Origin of the sequence: Lysobacter sp. 22409, from assembly GCF_052045105.1 — a bacterium.
GTDB lineage: Bacteria > Pseudomonadota > Gammaproteobacteria > Xanthomonadales > Xanthomonadaceae > Lysobacter > Lysobacter antibioticus_B.
The window spans coordinates 111,403-123,638 of record NZ_JBQEOE010000004.1; the positions used below are offsets into that span (position 1 = coordinate 111,403).

General features: G+C 67.6%; 12 protein-coding genes. 6 read left to right on the top strand and 6 right to left on the bottom strand.

Annotated elements, in window-relative coordinates; all coding sequences use genetic code 11:
* Positions 1-19: 19 nt before the first annotated feature.
* On the bottom strand, positions 20-1,921 hold the full coding sequence (locus tag ACTJJK_RS03425; protein WP_440729478.1) for a TonB-dependent siderophore receptor: 1,902 nt from the start codon (positions 1,919-1,921) through the stop codon (positions 20-22).
* Between the two features lie 166 nt (positions 1,922-2,087).
* Between ACTJJK_RS03425 and ACTJJK_RS03430 the strand changes: the two genes are divergently transcribed.
* Entirely contained in the window at positions 2,088-2,984 is an 897-nt protein-coding gene (locus ACTJJK_RS03430) for a LysR substrate-binding domain-containing protein (protein WP_081930674.1), read from the top strand.
* A gap of 14 nt (positions 2,985-2,998) precedes the next feature.
* Here ACTJJK_RS03430 and ACTJJK_RS03435 read toward each other — a convergent pair whose 3' ends face one another.
* Positions 2,999-3,532: a hypothetical protein gene (locus ACTJJK_RS03435; protein ID WP_223620814.1), complete on the bottom strand. Its 534-nt coding sequence runs from the start codon at positions 3,530-3,532 to the stop codon at positions 2,999-3,001.
* 307 nt (positions 3,533-3,839) lie between these two features.
* On the opposite strand from ACTJJK_RS03435, the gene ACTJJK_RS03440 reads away from it, so the two are divergent.
* Complete coding sequence (locus tag ACTJJK_RS03440) at positions 3,840-3,998, top strand: DUF1328 domain-containing protein (RefSeq protein WP_031371200.1); 159 nt, start codon at positions 3,840-3,842, stop codon at positions 3,996-3,998.
* 28 nt (positions 3,999-4,026) lie between these two features.
* Here the strand turns inward: ACTJJK_RS03440 and ACTJJK_RS03445 are convergent, their stop codons facing one another.
* A complete protein-coding gene (locus ACTJJK_RS03445) occupies positions 4,027-4,746 on the bottom strand; it encodes a 3-keto-disaccharide hydrolase (RefSeq protein ID WP_440729479.1) in 720 nt (239 codons plus the stop codon).
* Positions 4,747-4,857: 111 nt separating this feature from the next.
* Positions 4,858-5,694 (bottom strand): AraC family transcriptional regulator, encoded by an 837-nt coding sequence (locus ACTJJK_RS03450; protein ID WP_031371198.1) that lies wholly within the window; start codon positions 5,692-5,694, stop codon positions 4,858-4,860.
* 110 nt (positions 5,695-5,804) lie between these two features.
* Here ACTJJK_RS03450 and ACTJJK_RS03455 point away from each other — a divergent pair, with 110 nt between their 5' ends.
* The gene (locus ACTJJK_RS03455) at positions 5,805-6,767 is read left to right on the top strand and encodes an alpha/beta fold hydrolase (RefSeq protein ID WP_440729480.1); all 963 of its coding nucleotides are present in this window, start codon (positions 5,805-5,807) and stop codon (positions 6,765-6,767) included.
* A gap of 292 nt (positions 6,768-7,059) precedes the next feature.
* On the opposite strand, the gene ACTJJK_RS03460 is transcribed toward ACTJJK_RS03455, so the two are convergent.
* Positions 7,060-7,278: a hypothetical protein gene (locus ACTJJK_RS03460; RefSeq protein ID WP_031371196.1), complete on the bottom strand. Its 219-nt coding sequence runs from the start codon at positions 7,276-7,278 to the stop codon at positions 7,060-7,062.
* Positions 7,279-7,498: 220 nt separating this feature from the next.
* Here ACTJJK_RS03460 and ACTJJK_RS03465 point away from each other — a divergent pair, with 220 nt between their 5' ends.
* The 3 genes from ACTJJK_RS03465 to ACTJJK_RS03475 all read left to right on the top strand — a co-directional run bounded on the left by ACTJJK_RS03465 (position 7,499) and on the right by ACTJJK_RS03475 (position 11,255).
* Complete coding sequence (locus ACTJJK_RS03465) at positions 7,499-9,100, top strand: hypothetical protein (RefSeq protein ID WP_223620811.1); 1,602 nt, start codon at positions 7,499-7,501, stop codon at positions 9,098-9,100.
* A 208-nt stretch (positions 9,101-9,308) separates the two neighbouring features.
* Positions 9,309-9,782 carry a hypothetical protein gene (locus ACTJJK_RS03470; protein ID WP_152566129.1) on the top strand — a complete coding sequence of 158 codons (474 nt, stop codon included), beginning with the start codon at positions 9,309-9,311 and terminating at the stop codon, positions 9,780-9,782.
* A gap of 270 nt (positions 9,783-10,052) precedes the next feature.
* Complete coding sequence (locus ACTJJK_RS03475; protein WP_440729481.1) at positions 10,053-11,255, top strand: hypothetical protein; 1,203 nt, start codon at positions 10,053-10,055, stop codon at positions 11,253-11,255.
* Positions 11,256-11,362: 107 nt separating this feature from the next.
* On the opposite strand, the gene ACTJJK_RS03480 is transcribed toward ACTJJK_RS03475, so the two are convergent.
* Positions 11,363-12,124 (bottom strand): DUF3472 domain-containing protein, encoded by a 762-nt coding sequence (locus ACTJJK_RS03480; RefSeq protein WP_081930673.1) that lies wholly within the window; start codon positions 12,122-12,124, stop codon positions 11,363-11,365.
* Positions 12,125-12,236 lie beyond the last annotated feature (112 nt).

Sequence of the window (12,236 nt, forward strand, 5' to 3'; positions counted from 1 at the left end):
CGTCCGCGACCGGATGCAGCTATTCGCCCAATGTCAGGCTCAGCATGATCCGGCGCTCGGGCTCGTAAGTCTGGATGCCGCTGGTGCCCGCCGCCCAGGCGTAGCGGTTGCCGGCGTTGTAGACGCGCACGCGCAGCGCCGCCGGGGTGCCGTGCCAATCGAAACGGTAGCGCGCACCGAGGTTGAGCAAGGTGTAGCCGGGCGTGCGGAAACGGTTCAGCGCATCGGCGGGGCGCGCGCCGTAGTAGTTGGCATCGGCGTCGAGCGACAAGCCCGGCAGGCCGGCGACACGATAGTTGAGACTCAGCAGCGCCTGCGCCGCGCTGCGTCCCAGCGGGCGTTTGCCGATCTTCGCATCGTCGACGAGTTCGCCGCGCAGCCGCAATCGCATCCGGGTGAGGCCGGCGACCAGGCTCAAGCGCTCGCTGAGGTGGCCAGCCAGCGACAGCTCGATGCCGCGATGCGAGACCTCGGTGAGGTAGCGATAAGCGGAAGCGCCGTCGAAACCGGGAGACGGCTTCTCGATCTCGAACGCCATCGCCAACAAGGCCAGGTCCGGGCGAGCCTGCCAGCGCAGTCCCAGTTCGTTCTGCCGCGCCAGGATCGGCGCCAGCACTTCGAAGCGGTTGCTGGCGTTCTCCGGCGCGGTCACGCCCTCTTCGATGCCGCGAGTGGTCGCGACGAAACCCGTCCATCGCTCGCCGAGCGGCGCGACCGCGGACGCGTTGTACAGCCAGGCCTGCGATGAACGCGATTGGCCGGGACCCAAGGCCGGCCGCGCGATCTGGTCGATGGCGGCGCGGCGGGTGCCGAGGTTCAAGGCGAAACCGCGTTGGTCGAGGTACTGCCAGCCCAGGCCGAGTTCGTACTGATCGATCGCCGCACGCGACTGCGCGGTCGATGTCGCTGCGTCGGCCAGGACCACCGGCATGCGGCCGTCGAGGATCGAGACCGGCCCGATAGCGAGATAGTCGACGCGCGGGTTGCGATAGCTCGATCGACGCAGGCGCGCGAGCAAGGTCAGTTCGTGGCGGCGCCGCTCGCCGGTCCAGTCGTAGCTGGCCATGGCTTCATGGCCCCAGGCGTCGATCCTGCGTCCGCGCGCGACGACGATGGCGGCATCGGCGTGGCCTTGCGGGGTAACGGCGTCGAACAGATTCAAGTCGGAGCGAGGCCGGTTCACTCCGGAGAACAGGCTCGACACTCGATAGTCCCAGGCGTTGTCGCGTGCGGCGGTGGCGGCGATGAGGCCGTAGGCGCTGTTGCGGGTGTCGTAGCGCGACCACGGCTGGCCGAGATACTTGAGGCGATCGGGCTCAGGCAACGGTTGCGTACCGGCGGGCGTGAAACCGACGTCGCCCTGATACTGATGCTCGTAACGCGTGAGCAGGCCGGTGAGTTGCCAGCGATCGCCCATCTGCAGCCGCGGCACCAGGCCGAGGCCGTAGTACTCGGCCTCGTTGCCGAAGATGTAGCGCGCGCTGTGCGTGCCGATGAAGCCGACGGCAAGCGAAGCGTCGCGGTCTTTCGATTGCCGCGCCGCATGGAAGCGCAGATACGGGCGCGGATTGCTGTCGCTGAGGTGCTGGAAGCCGAGTTCGAGCTTGGTCCGCTCGCGCTCGCCCGGGATCAGGCGATACTCGACCAGGCCCGAGGGCGCGGGGAAGTCGAGGTCGAGGGCGTTCGGCCCGACCTTGACCTGCACGCCTTCGACGACCGCGTCGGAAGGATTGGCGGCACGCACGAAATAGGCGCCGTCGAGGCGGTAGTTGCCGGCTTCCTGCAGATTGAAGCCGCGCACCAGCGATTCGGAATACAGCCCGATGCTTTCCTGGCCGATGCGCTGGCCGAAGGCGTCGGCGGCTTTCTGCGCCGTTGCCTGCTGCGCCTCGGCGGCGGCGCTGCAAAACAGGCCGGCCATGACGAGCAAGCGGCGGGGCGAGCGCCGACCGGGCCGGGCCTGCAGCAGCCGGGGTTGCAGCAAGGGCAGTGAGCGCATGGCGGGAGGCTGGAGCGGGAAGGCCTCCATTGAAGCGATACGGTGCTCGTTGACATAGCGCGGCGATCGGTGATGAGCTGTGCGCCGTATGCACAGCTCGAAGTCGCTGCCGCCCCTGGACGGCCTGAACGCAGTGATCGCCGCCCGCGATACCGGCTCGTTCACCGCGGCCGCGGAACGGCTCGGCCTGACCCATGGCGCGGTCAGCCGGCGCGTGCATGCGGTCGAGCACTGGCTGGGCACCGCGGTGTTCGAGCGGCACGGCCGCGGCGTTCGGGCGACCCCGGCCGGGCAGCGCTTCATCGCCCAGGTCGAGCAGGCCTTGAGCGCGATCAGCGACTCCGCCGATCGCTGGCGCCCGCGGCGCGAGCTGCCGGTGATCCGCCTGAGCGTGGTGCCGTCGTTCGCACGCCTGTGGTTGCTGCCGCGCATGCGCCTGCTGCAGGACGTGCCGGCGCAGCGCCGGGTCGAATTGACGATCGAACATCGTCTGGCCGATTTGTCCGGCGGCGAGGTCGACTTGGCCGTGCGCTATGGCAAGGGCCCGTGGCGTGACGCCTGCGCACAGTTGCTGTTCAAGGAACGCCTGCTGCCGGTGGCATCGCCCGACCTGGTCGCCGAACTCGGCGGCCACCCGGGCGCGAGCCGTCTGGCCGATGCGCCGCTGTTGCACGACTCCGATACCAGCCAGTGGCGTGCATGGCTGAAGGCGCAAGGCGTGGCTTATCGCAGTAAGGCCGCGGACCGGCGCTTCGAGGACTACGACCTGGTACTGGCCGCGGCCAAGTCCGGTCTCGGCGTCGCGTTATTGCGCTCGCCCTTGGCCGACGAAGCGCTCGCCTCCGGGCAGTTGGTGCGCCTATCGAAGGCGTGGCTGGCCAATCCGGCCTCGCACTACCTGGTCATGCGTTCGGGCGAAAGCCGCGGCATGGTGTTGGAAGCGGCGGCGAAACTGCTGGCCTTGTCGGCGCCGTTGCGGCGTTGAGCCGGGACGGCGTTTCAAAGCAGCTTGGTCACCGACAGCACCACCGGCCCGCCGACCGATTCGACGCCGGTGGTGGAGCAGGCATCCAACTGCGTCTGCAGCAAGGTCACCGTGCGTACCGTGGCGGCGCCGAGAAAGCGGCCGCTGACGATCTGGCCGGATTCGATCCGCACCACTTCGCCGACCGGCCGTTGCGTAACCACGGTGGTGGGTTGGATCAGGCTGGTCGTGCCGTCGCTCCATAGCACGGTCAGCGGCGGCGTCGGCGCCACACCGGAGAGGATTTCGCAGGAGAGGTTGGCGGTGCCAGAGGTGCCGTAGCTCGCGCTGGTCACGCCGAGCGGAATGCCGGCGCACGGAGCCAACAGTCCGCTCACCGAGAACGCGACCGGCTGCGGCGTGAAGGTCATGCCCGGATCGTACTCGGCGGTTTCGGTGCCGAGGCAAGTCAGGCTGACGGTTTGCGCGGTCGCCGTCGACGGCAGCCCGAGGGCCGACAGAACGAGTAGGGAAATCACGGCATCGGCGAGTGTCTTGCGGAAATTCATGACGGCTCCTCGGCGGATAGGTAGGTCTACGGCTTGCTTCATGGCGGTGCGGTTTCGACTTGCGATCGGTCGATCGGCGAGGCGATGACTGTCCGCCATGCCGCTGCGCAAGGCCACTCACCCTCATTCACACTGCGACCGTCATCGGGCCCGCGGCCATGCCGCATGCGCGGATTCACGCACACCTCATCCTGCTGAAGGATCGCTGCACGCCGTGCGCGCCATCACCCGTCTGTAACCGGTCGCGACCGAGGATCGATGCACATCGGCGTTGCTGCCGATCCGGTCCGAACCTGTGGAGGTCACGATGCTTCGTTACACGGTCATCTTCTTCATCATCGCCATCATCGCCGCGGTGCTCGGCTTCTCCGGCATCGCCGGCGCGGCGAGCAACATCGCATGGATCCTGTTCATCGCCTTCCTGATCCTAGCGGTCGTCTCGTTCTTCCGCGGGCGCCGAGTCTAGAGTCCGCGTTCGCCCGAAGTGTGCGAGGTCAGAGCGGGCGAATGAGGATGTTGCGGTAGGCGACTTCGTCGCCATGATCCTGCAGGCCGATGACGCCGCTGCGCGCAGCGGCGAACTCGGGCCAGTCCTTGAACTTGCTTTGCCTCAGTCGCGCCTTCCAGTCGGGCGAGTCGAGCCGATAGGCGACCACCTTGACCCCGTTCAACCAGTGCTCGACCTCCGCGCCGCGCACGCGGATGCGGGCCTGGTTCCATTCGCCGGCCGGTCGTGCGACGACCGTGCTCGGCGGATACAGGTCGTAGGCGGCCGCGGCCCAGCGCGTGCGGCCGTTGCCGGCGTCGGGATGGCGCTGGTCGTCGAGCACTTGGTATTCGATGGCGCTGCGATAGATCGGGGCCTGGGTTTCCGCGGCGCGGTAGAAAATGCCGCTGTTGCCGCCGGGCGCGATCTTCCACTCGATGCGCAGCTCGAAGTCGCGGTAAGCGCGGTCGCTGACCAGATCGCCGCCGGGCCCGCTGCGCACGATCGCGCCGTCGACCACGCGCCAGCCGGCAATCGGTTGGCCGCGCTGAGCGTACAGATGCCAGCCTTCGAGGCTGCGGCCGTCGAACAAACGCACGAAGCCCTTCTCGCGTTCGGTCTTCCTCGGAGCGTCTGTGCCGGGCCGGGCCTCGGCGGGAGGCACGGCCGGCGACGGCAGGGCCGATAACAGGATGAGCGCGGCGACGATGACAGACAGTCTCGGCATGATGGGCAACTCCGGTGATACAGAAGTGTCGGTGGCGCAGTGTCGGCGGCGCGCAGCGGTGTCGTGCCCGTCGGCGCCAGCGCGGCAGCGCCGATAGGCGACGGCGCCGGGTCAGGCCTCGGCTTTGAGCATGCCGGTCTTCCACGCGCGCGGCGACAGCCCGGTGGAGGCCTTGAACGCGCGCGACAGCGCGGCCTCGCTGCCGTAGCCCACGTCCATCGCGATCGTCTTCAACGGCCGGCCGCCTAGCAAGGCTTGCTGGGCCAGTCCGACGCGCCATTGCTGCAGATAAGTGCCGGGCGTGCAGCCGACGCTGTCGCGGAAGGCATTGGCGAACACGCTGCGCGACATGCCGGCGCGTGCGGCCAGCGTGTCCAGGGTCCAGTCGTGCTCGGGCGTTTCGTGGATGGCGACCACGGCATGCCGCAGTTGCGGATGCGACAGCCCGGCCAGCATGCCGACGCGGGTGCCGCCGCTCTCCATCAGGTGGCGCAGCACCTGGATCAGCACCACCTCGAACAGACGGTTGATCAGGGCCTGTCGGCCGCAGCGCCGTTCGAAGGCTTCCTCGAACAACAGCGCCAGCACCGGCTGGCTGCCGTCGATCTGGTCCAGCCCGATGCAGACGAAGGCCGGCAAGGCGGTGGCGATCGGGTTGGCGGCGCCGCCTTCGAACTGCAGGTTGGCGCAGGCCAGGTCGGCGCCGCGCTCGGCGTCGGTGATGAAGCGATGCGCGAGCGGACGAGGGTAGAGCAGCAGGCTCGGCACCTCGACGCGCAGCCCGGGCTCGCCTTCGTGCACCACCTCGACGGTGCCCTCGCGCACCAGATGCAGCTGGCCGGCGCCGTGCTCCGGCGTGAGGTCGTTGATGCCGCACAGGGCGCCGGCCTGGAACAGCCGGGCGCTGGCGGAGAAGCGTTCGAGCAGGGCTTCGAGGCGGTCGGTCATGGAAATACGATAGGTAAAGTTTTACGGACTATACGTCACGTGGAGTCCTGGCTGAGCCGGCAAAGTATCTCCCACGGGCCCAACGCCCACCCAACAAACCGGAGACCGCCATGACCACCCTGCAACGCTCGCTCGCCCTGTCCCTGCTGACCTTCGGCATCGCCACCTCGGCCCAGGCCGCCGGCCCCGTCGCTACCGCCACTGCCGCCTCGACCGAGCAGGCCGCTGCGCTGCGGCAGTCGTCCAACATCATCGTCACCCAGGACGGGGTCCAGCTCTACTACAAGGATTGGGGCCCGAAGGACGGCCCGGTCGTCGCCTTCAGCCACGGCTGGCCGTTGAGCTCGGACAGCTGGGAATCGCAGATGCTGTTCCTGGCCGAGCACGGCTACCGGGTGATCGCCCACGACCGCCGCGGCCACGGCCGTTCCAGCCAGCCCTGGGACGGCAACGACATGGATCACTACGCCGCCGACCTCAAGGCGGTGCTGGACACCCTCGACGTCCGCGATGCGGTGTTGGTCGGCTTCTCCACCGGCGGCGGCGAAGTCGCACGCTATCTCGGCCGCTACGGCAGCGAACGGGTGCGCAAGGCGGTGTTGGTCAGCGCGGTGCCGCCGCTGATGCTGAAGACCGCGGCCAACCCCGGAGGCCTGCCGCTCGAAGTGTTCGACGGACTGCGCAAGGCCTCGCGCGAAAACCGCGCGCAGTTGTACCTCGACATCGCCTCGGGCCCGTTCTACGGCTACAACCGTCCCGGCGCCAAGCCCTCGCCCGGCCTGATCGAATCGTTCCGCTCGCAGGGCATGCAGGCCGGCCACAAGAACACCTACGACTCGATCGCCGCGTTCTCGGCGACCGACTTCACCGAAGACCTCAAGCGCATCGACGTGCCGGTGCTGGTGATCCACGGCGACGACGACCAGATCGTGCCGATCGATGCTTCCGCACACGCCGCGGCCAAGCTGATCAAGAACGCGAAGCTGATCGTGTACCCGGGCGCGCCGCACGGTCTGCCGGATTCGCACAAAGACCGGCTCGACCGCGATCTGCTGGAGTTCGCCGGCAAATGATCGACGGCGGTGGCCCACGGCCACCGACGAGCGCAAGGCCCCGGTCGATCCGGGGCCTTGCGCGTTTTGTAGAAGCGAAACCGCAGCAGGGAGGGCTGCCCGCAAGCGGTCTGCGGCCGAGCGTGGAACCCGTGCCGCGACCATGGCCGAATTGTATTTTTTGTCGGTTCTGCCCGTCGGCGAATCGCAGAAAAAATCCTGGGAACTTAGCGCGGGGAGCGGATGCGGACAGGCGGCGACCGGAGCATTGGCCGTCTGCGCACGCGACGGCCGGGGCCGCCATCGAGCGGCATCAGCGCTGCTTGCGCACGGCTTTCGCTTTGGGCGCGCGCGAGCTCCGGCCGAGTTCGGTCAGTCGTTGCGGCGAGCCCTCGCCGTTGAGTTCGTCGAGCACGGCCGCCGGATAGTCGGCATACACGTTGCCCCACCAGCGCTTCGATTTGCTGTCCCAGACGCGCCAGCCGTCGGCGGGGACGGGTTTGCCGACGTAGCGTCGCTTGCGGGCTCCCATGCGTCACCTCCAAGCAGTTGCGGAGCGGCAGCGTAGGTCCGCCGCCCAGGCAAAGACAGATTCTGTTCTCGAAACCGTGATCCGATTCGCCAAGTCGAAAACCGGCGCTGGGGAATTTCTCGAAACTGGATGTCGCACGACGCGGTTCCGGATTTTTCCATTGGGCGCGCGCCGTAGACAACGGCAACCTGATGCCGCGATTACCGCACCAGGAGAGATCATGAAAGAAGCATGCTTATTGCCGCGCACGGGCAAACCGAGCCTGCGGCTGCTGTTGACGCGCGCCGCATTGTTGGCCGGCGGCTCGCTCGCATTGGCGGGCTGCCCCCAGCAGGAGGCCGCACCGCCCGCTACGGCAGCGCCGCTCGAAAACGCCACGCCCGCCGCGGCGCTGACGGTCGGTTCGGCGCCGCCCGCGTCGGTATCGCCGCAGGCCGCCGCGACCGCCCGTCCGGATTCGTCGGTAGCGGCCCCGACCCGCAGCGCGCTCGTCGCGTCGTGCACGCAGGTGAAGCAATACGAAGTCACCTTCGTCCTCGACCGGGCCTATCCCTGCGGCCAGTTCGCCAACGGCGACTACTGGGTCGCGCCGACCGCCGACAGCCTGGGCAAGGTCAAGGTGGTGTCGATCTCGCCGGCCTTCTCCAGCGGCCGCAACGGCTTCGAGGTGAACCCGACCCAGGTCGACCGCCAAGGCTTCGACTCGCGCGCAAGCAACTACCTCCGCTCGCTGGTGCCGGCGTTGCCCTATTCGGCCTCGCCGAACCAATCCATCGTCAAGGCGAAATCGCTTTCCACCTTCAACAAGACCGCGCTCGATACCGCGGTGGTGCTGACGGTGTTGGCCGCGCCTCCGGCCGATGGCGGCAGCACCTCGTTCCGTCCGCCGTACTTCGGCCGCAGCAAGCCGTTGTACTCGACCAACCGGCTGCGCCTGGATCGCTTGCCCTCGCTCGCGCCGCTGGCGTCGGCGCCGACCCTGAGTGCACTGTCGGCGAGGTACCAGCGTCTGCAACTGGATCACCAGTTGCATTGGAGCGCCGACGAGATCCATCCGCTCAAGAACATGCCGGACTACGGCGCCTGGATCGCGATGAACTTCGCCGAGGCATCACTGCGCCTGATGGTCGACGGCGATGCGGCCGAGCGCCGCAAGCTGGCGATCAACATGGTGCAGTACGGCATCGACCTCGATGCCGGGATGCAGGGCGGCTTGCATTTCAATGCCGACGGCGGTCACCGCCACGGCCGCAAGTTGGTGTTGGCCTTGTCGGCGCTGTTGCTCGACGACCCGGCGATGGCCGCGCGCGTGCGCGACTTCCAGCAGGGGACCTTCCAGGAGGACGGCCAGCTGTACGTCGGCGCCGGCGCCGGGCAGGTGTTGTTCGGCGGCCTGTGTTCGGCCGAGGACTACTGGGACAACCAGAACACCGGCGGCAACTCGCGCGATTGCCGCGATCCTTATGGCTACATCGACGGCGGCCAGGAACCCGGCGCCTACTATCAGATGTGCTGCACGGCCAAGGGCTACAAGGCCATCGCGCTGGCGCTGCGCTTGATGCCGTCGCTGCGCTGCATCTGGACCGACGACAAGATCCTGCGTTACGCCGACCGTTGGGTGAACCACGGTGCCTGGACCCAGCCCGACCCCTACCAGCCCAACGGCAACGGTGCGCTCGACAACAACCCCTCCGACGGCACCGGGCGCTGGCCGGCGCTGCACGGCGCCGCTCGCGACGGGGGCTACTACGGCAGCGAGTTCGCCGATGCGATGTGGACCGCCTACCGCGCGCAGGCCAGCGATACCTATAGCTGTCCCTGATCGAGGTATCTCGGCATAGCGCCCGACGATAGCGGTCGGGTGCGAAACCATCGAAGGGCCGCTCCATTCGTGGAGCGGCCCTTCTTGTTTCGGGCGGGCCGCTCGATACCGCGGTGCGATGTTTGCGCCGGCCGGGACCGCGGGCGGCGCGGCGAGCACAAGGCTAAGCTGGTGGCAGCCGACCGACCGGCGGCCTCGCCGCGATCACATGAAAATTCCGACTCTCATCGTCTGCGCTTTACTCGCCGTGACCGGTTGCGCCAGCTTCTCGGGCAGCGGTCGCGACGATGCCTTCTGCGGTGAAATGGTCAAGTTCGCGAATGCGACTCCCCTGAGCAGCCAGCATTCGGTCGAGTTGCTGACGAACTGGCCGGAGTGGAGCAAAAGCTGCCAGCATGAGGGCTACCAGCCCGGCAAAGATTTCTGCAAATGGCTGGTGCATAACACCTCGACCGAATTCGCTTACGGCAATATCCGCAGAGCGCTGTCCTGCCTCGATCCAGGCGCGAATTATGCCGGCGGTGGGCATGCTGTCCCGAGCTACCTGACCGGAAAGATCGAGTCCTACCGCGTGAAAGGCGCCGACGAGAACGTGCGCATCGAAGTGGAATACGCGGACCGCATCGAGGGGCAACCCTCCAAGCTCAAGATCACCGCCGAGCGTTGGGTGTTGGACGAGTGATTCCGGCTTGTTTCCGTTTCGTCCTGCAGTGCCCCCATCGATGGAACTGCGGCCCGGTGGATTGAGGGGGAGCCGGACCTTGCCGATGCGTGGGCCGTCTCGACTGCGAAATCGCCGGGATTCTTGCTATGTTGCCGGCACCGAGGGCCGCGCCGCAGCGAAGCCGAAAGCCACATTCGCGGGCAGGCCACCGGTCTTTCAGGGGGGGAGGGCGCAGGAGCGCCTTGCCGATATGGAACATCCAGGGGGCAGTATCCAATGAAGCAGTCGATGCAATCGGCCCGTCGCGGGCCGGTAGGTTTCTTTCGTGCGCGGATCGCAGTGGCGGTCGCGCTGGCCGCCCACGGCGCGGTCGCCGCGGCCAAGCCGCCGGAGCCTTTGCCGTATCCCTTGGCGCCTGAGCTCGCGGTCGAGTTGCACCTGACCCAGACCGAGCTGACGCCGGTCAGCGGTGTTTCCAGCCCCGTCGTCGACCCGGTGATGATGAACAGCCTGGTCACGAATCACGGCACGGCCGGATTGGTCGGCGGCCTGATCGGCGGCCTGATCGTCGGTGCCATCATCCAGAAAGGCGCGAACGACGGCGCCAAGTGGGGCAATGAAGTCATCGGTCCCTACGATTACCGGACCTCGATGGAGGCCAGCCTGCGCGCGGCGCTGGTGTCCGGCGGCATCACCCCGTCGCCGATCGTCAAGGTGGTGTTGCCCGAGCCCAAGCCCGAATCCAATACCGAACCCGGAGCGGCCGCCGCCAAGCCGGCGCCGGTCAGCAAGGGCCCGGTGGCGTGCACGAACCCGGTGCTGCGGCTGCGCCCACTGCGCTGGGCGCCGGTGAACAGCACGCTGGTGACCGGGCTCAATGCCAGCTTCTACGATTGCGTTCCCGGCAAGAAGGGCGGGCTCGAAGAGAAGCTGGCCTGGTCGCGGGGCTACCAGGTGTCGATGGTCGCGGACGCCGAGGCGATGCCGCGCAAGCAGCAGAAGGGCTATATCGAGGGGCTGGATGCGGCGCGTGTGCATCAACTGCTCGACCATGCCGCGGTCGAAGTGGCGGCGATGTTCGCTTACGAGTTTTCGCAGGAAGGCCGGGTCGAGCGCGAGCAGAAGGTCAGCGTATGGAACGGTCTGCGGCAGATACGCGCCGGAGAGTACTGGGTCTGGAACCGCCATCGTCACGCGATGTTGCCGGACATCCTGGGTACCTACCGCCTCAACGACGCTTCGATCGTCGCCTTCAGCGCCGCCACCGCAGCGCCGGCGACCGCCGTTGCGGCGCCCGCGACGCCTGTCGTCGGCGACGCCGTGGCTGGGCCGGCTGCGGCGGTCGCTCCTGCGGCACCCGCAAGTGCTGCGCCTTCCGCTCCTGCGGGTGCCGCAGCTCCCGCGGCCCCGCTCGTGCCTGCGGCACCCGCGCCGGCCACGCCCGAAGCCTCGGGCCCGGCCACCGGCGGCGATGCCGTGCAGGGAGGCTGACCGAGGGCATGGCGGTGCCCGGCCGTCGGCCGGTCTCGCTTGCCGCGATAACAGCAAAGGCCCGCAATGCGGGCCTTTGCTGTTTGCGGATGCCGCATTGAAACTCGTTACTCGCTCGGCGATGCGTATCCGTCGAGGTTGCTGACGATGTTCATGCACTTGCCGGTGCTGTCGCAGGCGGCGTGGGCGATGTTCTTGTTGTTGCAGTTGCCGTAGGTCTTGGTGGTCTGGCTGGTCGCCGGCAGGTTGCCGTTGGCCACCGGCAGGTAGAACACCGAGGATTGCGCGCCGATAACGTTGCACGAGGGCAGTTGGTTCGCGCCCTGGCTGTATTCCTCGACGAAGCTGACGGTCTGGCTCTTGAAGCCGCTCCAGGTGGCCGGGATGTTGATCGTGGCGACGGTGATGCTTTCGCCGGTCATCAGGTCGGTGACGACGCCGGTCACCTTGGTCGAGGCGCGGATCACGTCGACCTTGTACTTGTGGCCGGGCTTCCAGTTCCACTTGATTTGGCACTGCACGCCGCTGCCTTCGTGGGAAAAGTGGCCGCAGCTGGCGCGGCTCGATGCGTCCCAGCCGCTGGCGAGCCAGATCGAGAAGTTGAGCCAGCGCTGACCGCTGCGGTTTTGCAGGCCGATGTAGCCGCCGTCGCCGCCGTGGAACCAGAACTGGTTGGCCCAGTAATAGTTCGAACGCGAGCCGCCGTCGTGGTTGACCTGATCGTAGAAGGTGAGCTGGTTATAGCCGGCGGTGGTTGCCGGCCAATGCGCATCGGTGCTGACGATCCCGCCCACGACCACGGCCTGCGCGGTCGGCCCGATCAACATGCATGCTGCTGCGATCAGCCCGGTCAGAGCTAGCTTTTTCATTGCGGTTCCTCTTGCGGATGGGGCCGCCCGCGAATGCGGGTCGGTGCACGGCCTGGGTGCAGCGCGAACCTAGCGGTCCGCACGGCACAGTGGAACGGCCGATATCGTTGTC

Excerpts from the sequence above, each read along its gene's own strand:
- ACTJJK_RS03460 (WP_031371196.1), bottom strand. The coding sequence starts at position 7,278 with ATGGGAGCCCGCAAGCGACGCTACGTCGGCAAACCCGTCCCCGCCGAC.
- ACTJJK_RS03430 (WP_081930674.1), top strand. The coding sequence starts at position 2,088 with ATGCACAGCTCGAAGTCGCTGCCGCCCCTGGACGGCCTGAACGCAGTG.
- ACTJJK_RS03445 (WP_440729479.1), bottom strand. The coding sequence starts at position 4,746 with ATGCCGAGACTGTCTGTCATCGTCGCCGCGCTCATCCTGTTATCGGCC.
- ACTJJK_RS03435 (WP_223620814.1), bottom strand. The coding sequence starts at position 3,532 with ATGAATTTCCGCAAGACACTCGCCGATGCCGTGATTTCCCTACTCGTT.
- ACTJJK_RS03465 (WP_223620811.1), top strand. The coding sequence starts at position 7,499 with ATGAAAGAAGCATGCTTATTGCCGCGCACGGGCAAACCGAGCCTGCGG.
- ACTJJK_RS03480 (WP_081930673.1), bottom strand. The coding sequence starts at position 12,124 with ATGAAAAAGCTAGCTCTGACCGGGCTGATCGCAGCAGCATGCATGTTG.
- ACTJJK_RS03440 (WP_031371200.1), top strand. The coding sequence starts at position 3,840 with ATGCTTCGTTACACGGTCATCTTCTTCATCATCGCCATCATCGCCGCG.
- ACTJJK_RS03425 (WP_440729478.1), bottom strand. The coding sequence starts at position 1,921 with ATGGCCGGCCTGTTTTGCAGCGCCGCCGCCGAGGCGCAGCAGGCAACG.
- ACTJJK_RS03450 (WP_031371198.1), bottom strand. The coding sequence starts at position 5,694 with ATGACCGACCGCCTCGAAGCCCTGCTCGAACGCTTCTCCGCCAGCGCC.
- ACTJJK_RS03470 (WP_152566129.1), top strand. The coding sequence starts at position 9,309 with ATGAAAATTCCGACTCTCATCGTCTGCGCTTTACTCGCCGTGACCGGT.
- ACTJJK_RS03475 (WP_440729481.1), top strand. The coding sequence starts at position 10,053 with ATGCAATCGGCCCGTCGCGGGCCGGTAGGTTTCTTTCGTGCGCGGATC.
- ACTJJK_RS03455 (WP_440729480.1), top strand. The coding sequence starts at position 5,805 with ATGACCACCCTGCAACGCTCGCTCGCCCTGTCCCTGCTGACCTTCGGC.